A 14,817-nucleotide genomic window follows, 5' to 3' on the forward strand; every position below is an offset into this window, starting at 1 on the left:
CGCGACGGCCGGAGAGGGAGGGAACCATGCGGGTGCTGGTCACCGGGGCGGGCGGTCGGCTCGGGCGGGTGGTGCTGCCCCGGCTGCGCGCCGAGGGGTGGGACGTGCGGGCGACGGGCCGGCGGGCGCGTACCGGCTCGTGGGTGGTCGCCGACCTGGCCACCGGCGAGGGGGTGGTCGAGGCGGTGGCCGGCGTGGACGCCGTACTGCACCTGGCCTCGGCACCGAACCGGGGGCGGCAGACCCACCGGGTCGACGTGCTCGGCACCCGCCGGCTGGTCGTCGCCGCCGGGCAGGCGGGCGTACGGCACCTGGTCTACGTCTCGATCGTCGGGGTGGACCGGGTGCCGATCCCCTACTACCGGCACAAGCTCGCCGCCGAGCAGGTCGTGGCGGCCGGCACGGTGCCGTGGACGGTGCTGCGGGCGACCCAGTTCCCGGAGTTCCTCGACGGGATGCTGCGCGGGGCGAGCCGCCTCGGTCCCGTGATCGGCGACCCGGCCGTACTCGCCCAGCCGGTGGATCCCGGCGAGGTCGCGGACCGCCTCGTCCGGCGGCTCACCGCCGGCCCGCTGCGCGGCATCGAGGAGTACGGCGGCCCGGAAGTGCTCCGCTTCGACGACGCGGCCCGCGCGTGGACGGCCGCGCGGCGGTCCCGCCGTCCGCTGCTCCCGGTCCGGATACCCGGCGCGATCGGCCGCGCCCTGCGCTCGGGCGGCCTGGTCACCGGGGCGACCCCGAAGGGCGTCCGGACCTGGGCCGACCACCTCGCCGACACGTACGGGGGAACGGGCGCAAGATGAACGGCCTGCGCGTTCACGTCCGGCCTACCGTGACGCCATGTTCGCCATGGTCGCCACCGTCATCCTGTACGTCGCCGGTTTCGTCTTCCTCTACGGCGTGATCCGGCTCGCCATCCGCCACGCCCTGGAGGAGATGGAGGTGCGCCGGGTCCAGGCCGAGCGGGCGGAGGAACTGGCCTCCGTCCGGGACCGCGCGCTGCTCCGCGAGAACGGCTTCCTCACCGGCAACTGACCGGCCCACGTCCCGGCCGGCCCGGATCTTCCGTCCGGCCGGCCCGGGTTCTTCCCGTCCCGGCCGTCTCGGTCTTCCCGTCCCGGTCTTCCCGTCCCGGCCGGCCCGTCCCGGCGGTCCGGGACGGGGCCGGTGCTCCGGGATGACTAGAAGTCGGCGGCCACGGCCAGGTTGAACTTGTCGACGGCCGCCTTCTTCTCCTCCGGGAGCGCCTCGACGTCGATCCGGTCGGTCTCGCCTCTCCCGTCGTGGGTGTCGATACCCTTGAGGAGGTGGTCGACGATGGAGTTCGCCTCGTCGGTGGTGAAGCCTGCGTCGGTCAGGATGTGCAGCGGAAGTTCACTCATGCCGATCGCCGGTACCCGGCATCACCCGCTCCCACACGCCGTCGGGACCCGTCTCCGGATCGATAGGGGTGACCCCCTGCCGAGGACGGTTCCGGTCGCTGGTGGTGTGGTGCGGCGCCGGGCCCGGACGGGTGCGAGGATCGCAGGCGTGATGGGGACGCTGAAGACCGAACCCGCCCGAAGTCGGCTCGACCTGCTCGCACCGCCGGTCGCCGCCGCCGTCGGGCAGTGGCCCGCCGAGGCGCCGGTGCACGTCGACGACGTGCTGGTGGCGCCGATCGACGCCGAGCTGGCCGACACCGCCGCCTTCTGCGCCGCGTACGAGGTGGGGCTGGACGAGTCGGCCAACTGCGTGGTGGTGGCCGGCAAGCGCGAGGGGGCCGTGCGCTACGCGGCCTGCGTCGTGCTCGCCACCACCCGCGTCGACGTCAACGGGGTGGCCCGCCGCGCGCTCGACGTGCGGAAGGCGAGTTTCGCTCCGATGGCCGAGGCGGTGGAGCTGACCGGCATGGAGTACGGCGGCATCACCCCGATCGGCCTGCCGGAGCAGTGGCCGATCCTGGTCGACGCGCGGGTGATCGCCGCCCCGCACGTGATCATCGGGTCGGGCGTACGGCACAGCAAGATCGCGCTGCCCGGGCCGGCGCTCGGCGCGCTGCCCGGCGCGCGCGTGGTGGAAGGGCTGGCCAGGCCGGCCTGACCGGTGACGTACGTCGATGCCGTTGCACGTGAAACATCACACACGTCGATGTCCGTCGTCGACTTCGGCCTCGCGGTCGCTGTGGACGGTTCAGTCGGCTTCGGCCTCACGGCGGTCCACCTCGGCCAGGGCGGCGAGCAGCGTCTCCGGCTCCTGCGCGCCGGTGACCGCGTACCTGCCGGCCAGCACGAAGGTGGGCACGCTGGTCACCCCGATCTGTCGGGCGGTGGCCAGCTCGTCGGAGAGTTCCGCCACCCGCTCGCCGGAGTCGAGGAAGCGACGCGCCTCAGCCGCGTCCAGGCCCACCTCGGCGGCGAGCGTGGCGAGCGCGGCACGGGAGCCGACGTCGACGCCGTCGGTGAAGTGGGCGCGGTAGAGCGCGTCGACCGTCTCGGCGGCGCGTCCCCGGTCGGTGGCCCAGGCGACCAGGCGGTGCGCGTCGAAGGTGTTCGCCGCGACCGCGCGGTCGAAGTCGAGCTTCAGGCCGACCTGGGCCGCCACCTCCGTCACCTGACCGAACATCTGCCGGACGCGGTCCGGCCCGCCGAACTTCGCGGCCATCGCGTCGACCAGTGGACGCGGCTCCGGCACCGGCGACGGGTCGAGCTGGAACGGCCGGTAGCGGACGGTCACCTCGCCGTCGTGCGACTCCAGGGCCTGCTCCAGCCGACGCTTGCCGATGTAGCACCAGGGGCACACGACGTCGGCGTAGATCTCGATCTCCATGTCGGGTGACAACCCTCCGTCTAGCTGGTCTGTTCCCGGACCTGCCGCTTGAGCCGGGCCAGGATGGCCGTGCCGCCGCGCACCCGCAGCGGGCTGATCGCCTGGGCCAGTCCCATCCGCTGGTAGAGGTCGTCGGGCACGGCGAGCACCTCGTCCGCGCTCGCCCCGGCCAGCCCTTCGGCGAGGATGCCGGCGAACGCGCGCGTGGTGGGCGCCTCCGGCGGGCAGTCGAACAGCGTCTCCACCGTCTTCTCCGGGGTCACCCGGGCGCGCAGGAAGAACGCCGTCTGGCACTCCGGCACCTGCTCCATGCCCTCCCGGTCGGCGGCGCCGGCGGGCAGCGGCGGGATGACGTCGGCGTACTCCAGCAGCATCTCCAGCACCACGTCGCGGGGCGCGGCGGCGAACTCGTCGACGATCTCGGAAAGCCTGGCCGGCATGGATGACATGCCCCCGAGGCTACCGCCGAAGGAAGGGGCCCTTCCTATACCGCAGGCGTTAGAAAGGGGCCCTTCCTTACACCTCAGACGGTCGGTGCCTGCTCGCTGATGTCGCTCAGCGCCGAGTGGGGGTCGAGCTGCATCGCGAGGTCGCCGAGGGAGACGATGCCGACCAGCTTGCGCTCGCTGTCGCAGACCAGCACCCGCCGGATGCCCCGCTCCCGCATCAGGGCGGCCGCCTCGGCCGCGGTCGAGTGCTGCTCGATCATCACCACCTCGCGGGTGATGATCGAGCCGATCGTGGTGGTGGCCGGGTCGCTGCGTTCGGCCACCGCCCGGACGACGATGTCGCGGTCGGTGAGCATGCCGGCGAGGGTGGCGCCGTCGGTGACCACCACGTCGCCGATGTCCGCCTCCTTCATCACCCTGGCCGCCTCGTCCAGGGTGGTCTCGGCCGGCAGGTAGATGACCTGCTTCGTCATCACGTCGCTGACCCGGTAACCGGTCATGAGAGCCTCCAGAACGCATTCAGTCGATCGGACTGCGGTACCCCGTGACACGTTCGCTACACCATGGCCCCGCGCTCCCGGTTTACCCGCTCGACGAGCCGGTCCGCCACCCCGTCGGCCGGCAGTTCCACCCGCTCGCCGGACGCCCGGTCGCGCAGTTCCACGTACCCCTCGGCGAGACGGCGGCCGACCACGACGGCGCGCGGGATGCCGATCAGCTCGGCGTCGGTGAACTTCACCCCGGCGGAGACGTGCGTCCGGTCGTCGACGAGCACCCGCAGGCCGGCGGCGGCGAGCCGCCCGCCGAGCTCCAGCGCCGCGTCGAGCTGCGGCCCCTTCCCGGCGGCCACCAGGTGTACGTCGCACGGCGCGACCGCCGTCGGCCAGACGAGCCCCCGCTCGTCGTGGTGCTGTTCGGCGATCGCCGCGACCGCGCGGGACACCCCGATGCCGTAGCAGCCCATGGTGGGCCGGACGGGCTTGCCGGCGGGACCGGGCACGTCGACGGCGAAGGCGTCGGTGTAGCGGCGACCGAGCTGGAAGATGTGCCCGATCTCGATGCCCCGCCGGATGGTCAGCTCGCCGGTGCCGCAGGCCGGGCAGGGGTCGCCGGGGCGCACCTCGGCGGCCTCGACCGTGCCGTCCGGCACGAAGTCCCGGCCGCAGACCACACCCGTCGCGTGCCGGCCCGGCTCGTTCGCGCCGGTCAGCCACGCGCTGCCCGGCACCACCCGGGGATCGGCCAGATAGCGGATGCCCAGCTTCGCCAGGACCTGCGGGCCGAGGTAGCCCCGGACCAGCTCGGGGTGGGCGTCCCAGCCGTCGAAGACGTCCACGATGGCCGGAGCGACCGCCGCGCCGAGCCGCTTCAGGTCGACCTCGCGGTCGCCGGGCAGCCCGACCACCAGCAGCTCGGCCTCCTTCACGCCGGGGCGGCGCAGGGCGAGCACCACGTTCTTCAGGGTGTCGGCGGCGGTCCAGTCGTCCCGGCCGCCCAGGCGTCGGGCGTTGGCCAGCTCGACCAGGCTGGCGATGGTCGGGGTCTCGGGGGTGTCGTGCACCTCGGCCGGCGGCTGGGCGTCCGGGTCGCCGGCCGGCGGGGCGGGCGTGGTCACCGCCTCCGTGTTGGCCGCGTAGTCGCAGGCGGTGCAGCCGACGAAGGTGTCCTCGCCGACGGGCGTCGCCGCCAGGAACTCCTCCGACGCCGACCCGCCCATCGCCCCGGAGGTGGCGCGCACGATCGTGTGTTCCAGCCCGAGCCGGTCGAAGATCCGCCGGTACGCGCCGCGGTGCCGCTCGTACGCCGACGCGAGGCCCGCCTCGTCGAGGTCGAACGAGTAGGCGTCCTTCATCAGGAACTCGCGCCCGCGCAGCAGTCCGGCGCGCGGCCGGGCCTCGTCCCGGAACTTCGTCTGGATCTGGAAGAGCGTCACCGGGAAGTCCCGGTACGAGGTGAACAGGTCCTTGACCAGCAGCGCCGCCAGCTCCTCGTGGGTGGGTGCCAGCAGGTGCTCCGCGCCGCGCCGGTCGGCGAGCGTGAAGATGTCGTCGCCGTACTCCGTCCACCGGCCGCTGGTCCGGTACGGCTCGGCCGGCAGCAGCGCCGGGAAGTGCACCTCCTGGTCGCCGATCGCCGTCATCTCCTGCCGGACCACATCGGTGACCCGGTCCAGCACCAGCTTGCCCAGCGGCAGCCAGGTGTAGCCGCCCGGTGCGGCACGACGGATGTAGCCAGCGCGCAGCAGGAGCCGGTGGCTCGGCACCTCCGCGTCGGCTGGGTCCTCGCGCAGGGTCCGGAGCAGCAGGGTCGACATGCGTAGCAGCATTGGCGCAGCGTACGGCGGGGATCAGCGGTCGGCGATCCGATTTGTTCCCCGGCGCGGGAGATTTCCTGCCGCCGGCGGCAACCCTGCCGAACCGGGGGGACGTCTGGGAGTGCGTCACGATGATGCGCCACCAACCCCCAAGGATCGGCTCGTGTGGACCCTCTCCTGAATGAGTTCGACTCGTTCGTTCGGACGCGTACCCCCGCCCTGCTGCGGTCGGCGTACCTGCTGACCGGCGACCAGCACCTCGCCGAGGACCTCGTGCAGTCCGCGCTGGCCCGGACCCACCGCTCGTGGAACCGGCTGCACCACAGCGGGAACGCCGAGGCGTACACCCGAAAGACCATGTACCACCTGCAGGTCTCCTGGTGGCGGCGCCGCCGGGTCGCCGAGTCGATGCCGGGCGACGTGCCCGAGCCACGCGGAGGCGACTCGGCCCCCGACCATGCCCAGCAGACCACGCTCCGGCTGACTCTGCGCGCCGCGTTGCAGAAGCTCTCCGCCAAGCAACGCGCCGTGCTGGTGCTGAGGTTCTTCGAGGACCGCACCGAGGCGGAGTCGGCCGACCTGCTCGGCGTCACCGTCGGCACCGTGAAGAGCCAGACCTTCAAGGCGCTGGCGAAGCTGCGCACCGTCGCCCCGGAACTCGCCGAGCTGTACGTGATGGAAGGAAGCGTCCGATGAACGACGACCGTCTCCGGCTCGACCTCACGGCCCTCGCCGACGAGGTCAGCCCGGTCGACCTGCGCGACCGGGCCCTGCGTACCTCCCGTCGGCTCGGCATCCGACGGAGCATCGCCACCTCCGCCGCCGTCGTGGCGATGCTCGGCGCGGCCACCGGCACGGCCTTCGCGCTGATGGCCCGCGACGAGGGACCGGGGCCACTGCCGGCCGCCAGCCCCACCTCCACGCCCACCGCGAGCCCGAGCGCGGTGCCGCCGCCGCCGAACGCCGTCACCCCGGACGCCCCGGAGACCTCGAAGCGGGTGCCGCCCGAGGCGACCGTCGGCCGGATCTTCTACGGTCCGACGCCCGACGGGAACGGCTCGGATCCGGCCCGGCTCTGGTCGTTCCGGCCCGGCTCCGACCCGGTCCGCATCCTCGCCGTGCCGAGGCCCGCGGCGGTAGGGAACGCGGTCGTCGCACCGGACGGGGAGCGGGTGGCCTGGGTCGACGACTCCTCGTACCTGCGGGTCGCCAGGACGGACGGCACGGGCGCGCGGACGTACCGCACCGACCTGGTCGACCCGGACTGTTGGACGCCGGTGTGGGCGCCCGACTCCAGGCGCCTGCTGGTGTCACGCGTCGTGTCGGCGGAGCCGAGCCTGGTCACCGAGGTCGGGGTCGTCGAACTGTCGAGCGGCAAGTTCACCCGCATCGGCGACTTCAGGGGATGCCACGCGCTCTGGTCGGCCAACGGGAAGGTCCTGGCGTTCCCTGACCGGTCAACGGGACGGGTGACGCTCACGGACCAGTCCGGCGGCCGGCAGCGGTCGATCCCGGGCCTGGGCGGTGGCGCGAAGAACAGTTGCTTCGACGTCGCCAGCCTCTCCCCGGACGGCTCCCGGATAGCCCTGCGGCTGAGCGGTTCCGGCGACGGGTCCGGCACCCTCGCGCGGGACCTCGGCGTGAACGCGGTGCTCGAGACGCGTACCGGCAGGAAGGTCGACCTGGACCTCGGTGGCCGGCGGCTGCTCCAGGTGTACTTCCAGGCGGACGGGACGATGGTCGCCAGGGTTGGGGCGGGCGACCGCAACGTGCTCGTGTTGCTCGACGACGACGGCACGAAGATCAGCGAAACGCCGGAGCCGACCGCCCTGAAGGGTCAGCAGATCCTGCACGTCGCCGGCTGAGCCGGCCTCGTCCGGCGGCGGGCGGGTCACCCCTCGGGAGATGGCCCGCCCGCCACCGTCGGCGAGTCGGCCGGGCCCGGGACGGGCCCGCCCCGCCGCCCGCCGAGTGGCCGTCGGAAGGTTCCCAGGATTTCTTCCGTGGACCGGCAACCCCGTCCGGACGAGGTGGCGTCTGGGATGGCGTCACCGTCGCGCATCACCCTCCCCAAAGGACATGAGATGAACGCCTTCGCCGCCGCCCCCGCCGCCCGTGGCAAGCAGACCCTCCGGCGGGCGGTCGCCCTCTCGGTGGCCGCCCTGGTGCTCCTCGGCGGCGCGGCCTGTTCCGCTCAAGAGCCGGAGCCGGAGCCGGGCGCCGCCCCGGCCGGTCCCCCGGCCGCCGCTCCGGCGGACCGGCCCACCGGCTCCGTGTCGGCCGCCGGCGCCTTGGGCGGCGCCAGCACCCTCTACTACCTGACCCGGGAGGGCGGCAGGCAGTACGTCACCGCGCTGCGGAACGGCACGGTGACCCGGCACCTCAACGTGCCGGACGGGAGGTACTGCGTGGGCGACTCGGTCTCGGTGTCGCCCGACGGCCGGCGGGTGGCGTGGGTGGTCGGCAACGACCAGGGCGAGGGACAGCTGACCGTGGCGAACCTCGACGGCTCCGGCCGGAAGACGCTGTCGCAGCGGGTCTACTGCCTCGGCAACCACCCCGCCTGGGCCGGCGACTCCGCCTCGATGAAGGTGATCCTCGTCGGCTCCGGCGCGAAGGGCCTGCTCGACCTGGGCACCGGCCGATTCACCGCGCAGCAGCCCGAGCAGTTCGCGCGGGACACTGTCCGCTCGGCGAGCGGGGCGTTCCAGGCGTACGGCGACGACCAGCGGATCGTGGTCCGGGACGCCCGGGGTCGCGTCGTGCACGAGGCGCGGCACGGGGCGGAGTCGGAGACCGGCGGCTTCACCGTCACCGGCGTCTCCGACGACGGCCGGTACGTCGCGGTGGGCCCTCGGGCCACCGACCCGTCGCGGGGCATCGGGGGCCGGACGCTGGTCGACATGACGACCGGCCGGGGCGTGCCGCTGCCGGTCGAGGTCAGCCGTGGGCACTTCTCGTTCTGGCTGGGCGCGGCCGGCGCCATGGTCGTACGGGTCGACGAGAGCGGTGGGCCGGCCCGCATCCACGAGGTGTCCGGCGACGGCCGGGTCGTCACCCGTACCGAGCCGGCGTCCCTGGCGACGCCGGTGGCGTTCGACGCCTGACCTCGGGCCCCGAAGGCAGCCGGAGCCGTCGCGACACGGGGCGCGACGGCTCCGGCGCGTCCGTCAGGACCCCTGACCGGTCGCGTTCGTGAACTGTGCCAGCAGGTCGGCGAGTCGTCCGGCCACCGTCGGGGCGTGCAGGTGCAGCCGGGCCACGTTGATGCTGTCCTCGCCGACCACGGCGAGCAGCGCCTGCGGGGCCACCGCGTAGACGCTCAGGTAACCGCCGGCGTTGCGGACCGTCGACTGCTGGAAGTCGCCCTGCCCCAGCCGCAGCCCGACCTGCCGGCCCAGCCCGTACGTGGTGGCGGCGAGCGCCGCCAGGTCGTTCGGGTCGACGTCGGTCTGCAGGTTGTGGGTGATGAGCAGGCCGTCCACGCCGCCGAGGACGCAGCCGTGCACCCCGGGGATCTGGAGGCGCAGCTCCGACAGCTCGTGCCCGATCGCCGGGTACGGCAGTGACGTGTTTCCGGCCAGCGACGGGGGCAACGACCGGGGTGGGGGAAGGGTGCCCGTGCGTGCGGTGCGGCGGGGAAGTGGGGTCTCGGTGTCGTCGATCCCGCTCACAGCTCCAGGCTCTCCTCGATGCTGCGCAGCTGGTGACGCGCCATCGCCAGGTTGGCGCGGCTCTTGCTCACCATCAGGTAGAGGAAGAGCCCCTTGCCGGTGCGGCTGGTCACCGGGCGGATCAGGTGGTACTGCGTGCCGAGCGTGATGAGGATGTCCTCGATCTCGTCGTTCAGGTTGAGCATCTCGATGGTGCGCAGCTTGGCGCGGACGACATCGGTGTTGCCGGCGGCGGCGACGGTCAGGTCGATCTCCCCGGTTCCGCCCGCCACGCCCAGCGTCATCCCGCTGTTGTAGTCGACGAGTGCGGCGCCGATCGCGCCGTCGATGCTCATCGCGGTCTTCAGTGCCAGGTCGAGGTTCGGCACGGTGCTTTCTCCCAGGACGTACGGGCGGCGTCGCCGTCTGCGGTGCAGAGAGTGACACGGCGATGACAAGTGTTACGACCTTGTTAAAAAGGCTTGGACGAGGCTCGCACACCGGAGGCCGCACCGCACCCGCTGGCGCCGCCATCCACCTGACCGGACCGTGCCGGTCGGCCGGCAGTCCCCGCAAATAGGACGCTCCGACGGATGGCCGACAGCGCCATCGAACTGTTCGGCTTGGGCGGGGCACGGCCGGCGCATCCTGCCACGATTCCGCCGTCCACGATGACCTCCGCCACGTTTGTTCCTCGGCCCCCCCCGCCGCCGGCCCTCCTGGTGAAGACTGTCCCGCGTCGGGAAGGGACCCTTGCCCCACCGGAAGCGATGACGAGGCGCCCTTCCCTGCCGCACGTCGGAGGGATGATCAGGTGCGCTGGCGCAGTTACGTGGCGGTCGGGGACAGCTTCACCGAGGGCATGGACGACGCGTACCCGGACGGCAGCTACCGGGGCTGGGCGGACCTGGTGGCCACCCGGCTGGCCGCCGAGGCCGGCCCCGACTTCCGGTACGCGAACCTGGCCATCCGGGGCCGGCTCTTCCCGGGCGTGGTGGCCGAGCAGGTGCCCGCCGCGCTCGCCATGAAGCCCGACCTGATCAGCTTCGCGGCCGGCGGCAATGACGTGCTCCGCCGCACCTTCGACCCGGACGCCCTGGTCACCCGCTTCGACGACGTGGTGCGCAGGCTGCGCTCCGGCGGCGCCGACGTGGTCCTCTTCCGGTTCGCCGACGTGATGGCCCGGCTGCCCGGCCAGCGCCTCGTCGCGCCCCGGGTGCAACTGCTCAACCGGGCCGTCGGCGAGACCGCCGAGCGGCACGGCGCCATCCTGGTCGACCTGTACGCCGACGACGCGTACCTCAACCCGATGCTCTGGAGCACCGACCGGCTGCACCTGTCGGAGGCCGGGCACCGGCGGGTCGCCGCGCAGGTGCTCAACGCGCTGGGCGTCGGCTGCGACGAGGAGTGGCTGATGGTGCCGCCGCACCCGGCGCCGACGCCCTGGCTGGCCGCCCGCGCCGCCGACCTGCGCTGGGCCGGGCGGCACCTGGCGCCGTGGATCAAGCGCCGGCTCACCGGCCGCTCCTCCGGCGACACGGTCACCGCCAAGCGTCCGTCGCTCGGCCCGATCGTCGACTGAGTCGTGCTCACCCTGCACGCCGCGCCGCTGCTGCGGACCGCGCCCGACGCCGCACCCTTCGCCGGGGCCGCCGTCGCGGTCCGGGCCGACCGGATCGTCGCGGTCGGGCCGCTGGCCGAGCTGACCGGGGCGTACGCCGGAGCCCGGATCCGCCGCTGGCCCGGCACGCTCGGGCCGGGGCTGGTGCACGACGGGCCGCTGCCGGCCGCCGACACCCCCCGCGAGCGGGTGCACGCGCTGCTGCGCCTCGGGGTGACCGCCGTGCTGGCCGGTCACCTGACCGATCCGGCGCTGCGGGCCGCCGTGGAGCGCAGCGACCTGCTGGTGCTGCCCGCCGCCGCACCGCCGACGCTGGCGCTTGGCGGGCGCGCGGACCTGGCCGTCCTCGACGCCGACGGCGCCTGCCTGGTGACCGTGGTCGCCGGCCGGATCGCCCACCGTCGCGCCTGACCGTCCGGCGACGCGGTTCCCGATGGCCGGTCGTCGGCCCGCGATGCGGCGTACCTTGGGGATCATGTCTGTGCCGAGCGATCCCGATCCCCGACTCCAGTCGTACGCGGACCCGCAGCGGTTGGTCACCACCGAATGGTTGGCCGAGCACCTGGGCGACGAAGGGCTCGTCGTCGTCGAGTGCGACGAGGACGTGCTGCTCTACGACACCGGCCACATCCCGGGCGCCGTGAAGGTGGACTGGCACACCGAGCTGAACGACCAGGTGACCCGGGACTACCTGGACGCCGAGCGCTTCGCCGAGCTGTGCGCCGCCAAGGGCATCGGTCGGGGCGACACGGTCGTCTTCTACGGCGACAACTTCAACTGGTGGGCCGCGTACGCCCTGTGGGTGTTCACGCTCTTCGGCCACCCGGACGTGCGGCTGCTCGACGGCGGCCGGCAGAAGTGGGTCGCCGAGGGCCGCGAGACGACCCGGGACAAGCCGGCCCGGCCCCGCGCCGACTATCCGGTGCCGCAGCGCAACGACGCGCCGGTGCGGGCGTACCGCGAGCAGGTGATGGCGCACGTGGCGGCGGGCCGTCCGCTGGTCGACGTCCGGTCGCCGGGCGAGTACACCGGCGAGATGCTGCACATGCCGGACTATCCGCAGGAGGGCGCGCTGCGCGGCGGGCACATCCCGGGCGCGGTCAGCAAGCCGTGGAAGTCCGCCGCCAACGACGACGGCACGTTCAAGGCGGCGGACGAGCTGCGCGCGATCTACGCCGACCAGCTCGGGCTGAGCCCGGACGACGACATCGTGGCCTACTGCCGGATCGGCGAGCGGTCGAGCCACACCTGGTTCGTGCTGCGGCACCTGCTGGGGTACCCGCAGGTGCGCAACTACGACGGCTCGTGGACCGAGTGGGGCAACCTGGTCCGGGCCCCCGTCGTGAAGGGCGACCAGCCCGGCGGCCTGGCGGGCTGACGCGCCGGCCGCTCAACCGGCGGAGAGCGACACCGCCCCGAACAGGTTGCGCGTCACGCCCGTCACCTCGCCAGTCTCCGGTGTCCAGCGCAGCAGCCCGCCCGGGTTGTGGCGCAGCAGCACCGCTCCGTCGGGCTCCCAGCCGAGCACCTCGCAGCAGCCCTTCCATCGGTCGCGGCCCAGGTTGAGCAACTGGGTCACCCCGCCGGTGCGCGCGTCCAGCACCGCGACCCCCTCCAGACCGCCCCTGCTGCCGGTGGTGATCCAGGCAGCCCGCGCGAGCCGGTGGCCGTGGAGCCAGCCGCGTCCGTAGAACTCGTCGACCTGGTTGCCCGGGGTCAGCGCGCGGAAGTTGACTGACACCTGGTCCAGTCCTCGCCCCCTCTCGTCGGTGGCGACGCGGTGCAGCCTCAGGCCTCCCGGCGTGCCGCCCAACTCCAACAGGAGATCCGGCTGACCGATCGGATCGGGCGCCGCCACGTTCCAGGGCGACACCGGGACCTTCCGGGCGGCGCCGGTGTGCGGGTCCAACTCGTACGTGGTGTCGTCGTCGCCGACGAGCATCCGGTCGCCGGACCAGAGGACGTGTTCCAGATAGCCCTTGAGCGGGTGGCGGCGTACGGCGGCGGTGGTCAGGTCGACCACGATCACCTCGTCGGTCTGGGCGAAGGCGGCCGTCCGCCCGTCCGGGGAGAGGCTCCCGCTCTTCAGCGGCACCGCCTCGTTGCCCCCGGCGTCTCGGGTCGGGGCGGGGGTGACCACGTCGAGGTCCCGTACGACGCCGTCGTCGCCGAGCACCCGGATCCGGCCGGCGACGCCGGTCCCGGGGTCGATCGGCTGGTGCAGCGCCAGTGCCCGGCGTACGGGCCGGTCGGAGAGCGTCGCGCCGACCGGGTCGCCGAGGCGGCCCAGCGGGTGCCCGGGATACGTCAGGTCGGCCGGGGGCGTCTGCACGGGTACGGGGTGCGGGGTCGCGCTCTCCTGCGGTGTCGCCGTGGTGGCCGGTGGCGGCGGCGCGGCGGGGCGCAGGGCCAGTGCCGTACCGCCGGTGAGCAGGGCGACCGCGAGCGCGGTGGCGCCGGCGGCGCGGCGGGCGCGACGCACCCGGCGGGCCCGTTCCCAGCCGGTCGCGGCGGGGTGCGCCGGCCGGACGTCCTCGGCGGCGACGGTGAGCAGCCGGTGCAGTTCGTCTTCCCTCACGGGTTCACCTCCATGCCGGTGACCAGGCCGCCGCCGGGCCGTCCCTCGTCGCGTCCCAGCTCCGGCGCGATCTCCCGGAGCCGGCGCAGCGCCATGTGGCACTGGCTCTTGACGGTGCCGACGGTGACGCCGAGCGCCTCGGCGGTGGCGGCCTCGGTGAGATCCTCGAAGTAGCGCAGCACCAGCACGGCCCGCTGCCGGGGCGGCAGGTGGCCGAGCGCGTCGCGCAGCGCGAGCCGCAGCGCCGCCCCGTCGCCCTCGGTCGTGGCCCGCTCCGGCGGGTACTCGCTCAGCCACTCGCGGCGGCGTCGGCGCCACCAGGAGACGGCGTCGCGGTAGAGGATGGTCCGCACGTACGCAGCCGGGTCGCCGTGCCGCACCGAGGGCCAGCGCAGGGCGAGCTTGAGCAGGGCCTCCTGGAGCAGGTCCTCGGCCTGGTGCCGGTTGCCGCAGACCAGGTAGGCCGCGCGCAGCAGCCGGTGTTGGTGGCACTCGACAAAGGTGACGTAGCCGTCCCGCCCGTCGTCGGTCGTCGTCGGTCCCATCCGCCCTCCCCTCCGGCCGGCCGTCGCGCGTCGCGCGTCACCAAGGCAGACGCACCGGGGCCGGAAAAGGTTGGGTGGCCGTTCGCCGGAATCCGGACGGCGATGGCGCGACCGACGCGGTACCGGCGGTCACGCCCCGGATCCCACGCCGATGGGCGGCTCCCGGTCAGGCGTCGGGCGCACCGCGCAGGTAACGCTGGACGGTCGGCGCGACCCAGGCGACCAGCTCGCCCGGGTCGGCGTCGGCCACCGGGGGCAGCCGGAGCACGTACCGGGTCAGCGCCAGGCCGAGCATCTGGCTGGCGACCAGCCCCGCCCGCCGGGGGGCCTGCGCCGGTTCCGGCACGACCCGGGCCACCGCCGTGGTGAGCTGGTCGGCGAAGATGCCCCGCATCCGCTCGGCGGCGGCGTGGTTGGTGGCGGCCGTACGCAGCAGCGCGGCCATCGTCCCGTCGGTCTCCCACCGGTCGACGAAGTGCCGGACCAGCAGCTCGCCGAGCCGGTCGGGCGGCATGTCGGCCAGCTCGGGCAGCCGCAGGTCGAACTCGGCCGCCGCCGCGAAGAGCCCCTCCTTGCTGCCGTAGTAGCGCATCACCATCGACGGGTCGATCCGCGCGTCCGCCGCGATGGCCCGGATGGTCGCCCGGTCGTAGCCGTCGGCGGCGAAGCGTTCGCGGGCGGCCCGGAGGATCGCCGCCCGGGTGGCGTCGGAGCGGCGGGCGCGGGTCGGCGCGGCGTCGGTCATGCCCACGACCGTATGCCAACGCCTGTTGACACTCCATCGCCGGCCGGCCTAACGTTGCCAACAAGCGTTTGCCAACAACCGTTGGCGCGTGCGGACGGAGGTCG

General features: G+C 73.7%; 19 protein-coding genes. 9 read left to right on the forward strand and 10 right to left on the reverse strand.

Annotated features, from left to right (window positions below; all coding sequences use genetic code 11):
- Nucleotides 1–26 precede the first annotated feature (26 nt).
- Together RM555_RS01170 and RM555_RS01175 are read left to right on the forward strand one after the other, a co-directional pair.
- Nucleotides 27–803: an SDR family oxidoreductase gene (locus RM555_RS01170; protein ID WP_311409987.1), complete on the forward strand. Its 777-nt coding sequence runs from the start codon at nt 27–29 to the stop codon at nt 801–803.
- Between the two features lie 37 nt (nt 804–840).
- Entirely contained in the window at nt 841–1,035 is a 195-nt protein-coding gene (locus RM555_RS01175; protein WP_132235413.1) for a hypothetical protein, read from the forward strand.
- Between the two features lie 146 nt (nt 1,036–1,181).
- Here RM555_RS01175 and RM555_RS01180 read toward each other — a convergent pair whose 3' ends face one another.
- A complete protein-coding gene (locus RM555_RS01180; protein WP_311409988.1) occupies nt 1,182–1,382 on the reverse strand; it encodes a hypothetical protein in 201 nt (66 codons plus the stop codon).
- Between the two features lie 151 nt (nt 1,383–1,533).
- Here RM555_RS01180 and RM555_RS01185 point away from each other — a divergent pair, with 151 nt between their 5' ends.
- Nucleotides 1,534–2,082, forward strand: coding sequence for a YbaK/EbsC family protein (locus RM555_RS01185; RefSeq protein ID WP_311410105.1), 549 nt, complete (start codon nt 1,534–1,536; stop codon nt 2,080–2,082).
- A 90-nt stretch (nt 2,083–2,172) separates the two neighbouring features.
- Here RM555_RS01185 and RM555_RS01190 read toward each other — a convergent pair whose 3' ends face one another.
- The 4 genes from RM555_RS01190 to RM555_RS01205 form a co-directional block, all read right to left on the reverse strand.
- On the reverse strand, nt 2,173–2,808 hold the full coding sequence (locus tag RM555_RS01190) for a DsbA family oxidoreductase (protein ID WP_311409989.1): 636 nt from the start codon (nt 2,806–2,808) through the stop codon (nt 2,173–2,175).
- Between the two features lie 20 nt (nt 2,809–2,828).
- A complete protein-coding gene (locus tag RM555_RS01195; RefSeq protein WP_311409990.1) occupies nt 2,829–3,257 on the reverse strand; it encodes a SufE family protein in 429 nt (142 codons plus the stop codon).
- A 74-nt stretch (nt 3,258–3,331) separates the two neighbouring features.
- Nucleotides 3,332–3,757, reverse strand: coding sequence for a CBS domain-containing protein (locus RM555_RS01200; RefSeq protein WP_132235410.1), 426 nt, complete (start codon nt 3,755–3,757; stop codon nt 3,332–3,334).
- A gap of 56 nt (nt 3,758–3,813) precedes the next feature.
- The gene (locus tag RM555_RS01205; RefSeq protein ID WP_311409991.1) at nt 3,814–5,583 is read right to left on the reverse strand and encodes a proline--tRNA ligase; all 1,770 of its coding nucleotides are present in this window, start codon (nt 5,581–5,583) and stop codon (nt 3,814–3,816) included.
- Nucleotides 5,584–5,736: 153 nt separating this feature from the next.
- Between RM555_RS01205 and RM555_RS01210 the strand changes: the two genes are divergently transcribed.
- From RM555_RS01210 to RM555_RS01220, 3 genes are all read left to right on the forward strand, one after another.
- Nucleotides 5,737–6,267, forward strand: a complete 531-nt coding sequence (locus tag RM555_RS01210; protein ID WP_311409992.1) for a SigE family RNA polymerase sigma factor — start codon at nt 5,737–5,739, stop codon at nt 6,265–6,267.
- Nucleotides 6,264–7,436 carry a hypothetical protein gene (locus RM555_RS01215; protein ID WP_311409993.1) on the forward strand — a complete coding sequence of 391 codons (1,173 nt, stop codon included), beginning with the start codon at nt 6,264–6,266 and terminating at the stop codon, nt 7,434–7,436. Before RM555_RS01210 ends, RM555_RS01215 begins: the two co-directional genes overlap by 4 nt.
- Nucleotides 7,437–7,655: 219 nt before the next feature.
- On the forward strand, nt 7,656–8,678 hold the full coding sequence (locus RM555_RS01220) for a TolB-like translocation protein (RefSeq protein ID WP_311409994.1): 1,023 nt from the start codon (nt 7,656–7,658) through the stop codon (nt 8,676–8,678).
- 63 nt (nt 8,679–8,741) lie between these two features.
- On the opposite strand, the gene RM555_RS01225 is transcribed toward RM555_RS01220, so the two are convergent.
- Complete coding sequence (locus tag RM555_RS01225; protein WP_311409995.1) at nt 8,742–9,245, reverse strand: roadblock/LC7 domain-containing protein; 504 nt, start codon at nt 9,243–9,245, stop codon at nt 8,742–8,744.
- Nucleotides 9,242–9,613, reverse strand: coding sequence for a hypothetical protein (locus RM555_RS01230; RefSeq protein WP_132235405.1), 372 nt, complete (start codon nt 9,611–9,613; stop codon nt 9,242–9,244). Before RM555_RS01230 ends, RM555_RS01225 begins: the two co-directional genes overlap by 4 nt.
- 425 nt (nt 9,614–10,038) lie before the next feature.
- Here RM555_RS01230 and RM555_RS01235 point away from each other — a divergent pair, with 425 nt between their 5' ends.
- The 3 genes from RM555_RS01235 (at nt 10,039) to RM555_RS01245 (ending at nt 12,223) form a co-directional block, all read left to right on the forward strand.
- A complete protein-coding gene (locus RM555_RS01235) occupies nt 10,039–10,806 on the forward strand; it encodes an SGNH/GDSL hydrolase family protein (protein ID WP_311409996.1) in 768 nt (255 codons plus the stop codon).
- 3 nt (nt 10,807–10,809) lie between these two features.
- Complete coding sequence (locus tag RM555_RS01240; protein ID WP_311409997.1) at nt 10,810–11,256, forward strand: imidazolonepropionase-like domain-containing protein; 447 nt, start codon at nt 10,810–10,812, stop codon at nt 11,254–11,256.
- Nucleotides 11,257–11,320: 64 nt separating this feature from the next.
- A complete protein-coding gene (locus RM555_RS01245; RefSeq protein WP_311409998.1) occupies nt 11,321–12,223 on the forward strand; it encodes a sulfurtransferase in 903 nt (300 codons plus the stop codon).
- A 12-nt stretch (nt 12,224–12,235) separates the two neighbouring features.
- On the opposite strand, the gene RM555_RS01250 is transcribed toward RM555_RS01245, so the two are convergent.
- The 3 genes from RM555_RS01250 to RM555_RS01260 form a co-directional block, all read right to left on the reverse strand.
- Nucleotides 12,236–13,423, reverse strand: a complete 1,188-nt coding sequence (locus tag RM555_RS01250) for a hypothetical protein (protein WP_311409999.1) — start codon at nt 13,421–13,423, stop codon at nt 12,236–12,238.
- A complete protein-coding gene (locus RM555_RS01255) occupies nt 13,420–13,968 on the reverse strand; it encodes a SigE family RNA polymerase sigma factor (RefSeq protein ID WP_311410000.1) in 549 nt (182 codons plus the stop codon). Before RM555_RS01255 ends, RM555_RS01250 begins: the two co-directional genes overlap by 4 nt.
- Nucleotides 13,969–14,134: 166 nt before the next feature.
- Nucleotides 14,135–14,713 carry a TetR/AcrR family transcriptional regulator gene (locus tag RM555_RS01260; protein ID WP_311410001.1) on the reverse strand — a complete coding sequence of 193 codons (579 nt, stop codon included), beginning with the start codon at nt 14,711–14,713 and terminating at the stop codon, nt 14,135–14,137.
- Nucleotides 14,714–14,817 lie beyond the last annotated feature (104 nt).

Source organism: Micromonospora reichwaldensis, assembly GCF_031845925.1.
Taxonomy (GTDB): Bacteria; Actinomycetota; Actinomycetes; order Mycobacteriales; family Micromonosporaceae; genus Micromonospora; species Micromonospora reichwaldensis.

Coding starts and splice junctions, on each gene's coding strand:
- RM555_RS01170 (WP_311409987.1), top strand. CDS start 27: ATGCGGGTGCTGGTCACCGGGGCGGGCGGTCGGCTCGGGCGGGTGGTG.
- RM555_RS01175 (WP_132235413.1), top strand. CDS start 841: ATGTTCGCCATGGTCGCCACCGTCATCCTGTACGTCGCCGGTTTCGTC.
- RM555_RS01180 (WP_311409988.1), bottom strand. CDS start 1,382: ATGAGTGAACTTCCGCTGCACATCCTGACCGACGCAGGCTTCACCACC.
- RM555_RS01185 (WP_311410105.1), top strand. CDS start 1,534: ATGGGGACGCTGAAGACCGAACCCGCCCGAAGTCGGCTCGACCTGCTC.
- RM555_RS01190 (WP_311409989.1), bottom strand. CDS start 2,808: ATGGAGATCGAGATCTACGCCGACGTCGTGTGCCCCTGGTGCTACATC.
- RM555_RS01195 (WP_311409990.1), bottom strand. CDS start 3,257: ATGTCATCCATGCCGGCCAGGCTTTCCGAGATCGTCGACGAGTTCGCC.
- RM555_RS01200 (WP_132235410.1), bottom strand. CDS start 3,757: ATGACCGGTTACCGGGTCAGCGACGTGATGACGAAGCAGGTCATCTAC.
- RM555_RS01205 (WP_311409991.1), bottom strand. CDS start 5,583: ATGCTGCTACGCATGTCGACCCTGCTGCTCCGGACCCTGCGCGAGGAC.
- RM555_RS01215 (WP_311409993.1), top strand. CDS start 6,264: ATGAACGACGACCGTCTCCGGCTCGACCTCACGGCCCTCGCCGACGAG.
- RM555_RS01220 (WP_311409994.1), top strand. CDS start 7,656: ATGAACGCCTTCGCCGCCGCCCCCGCCGCCCGTGGCAAGCAGACCCTC.
- RM555_RS01245 (WP_311409998.1), top strand. CDS start 11,321: ATGTCTGTGCCGAGCGATCCCGATCCCCGACTCCAGTCGTACGCGGAC.
- RM555_RS01255 (WP_311410000.1), bottom strand. CDS start 13,968: ATGGGACCGACGACGACCGACGACGGGCGGGACGGCTACGTCACCTTT.
- RM555_RS01260 (WP_311410001.1), bottom strand. CDS start 14,713: ATGACCGACGCCGCGCCGACCCGCGCCCGCCGCTCCGACGCCACCCGG.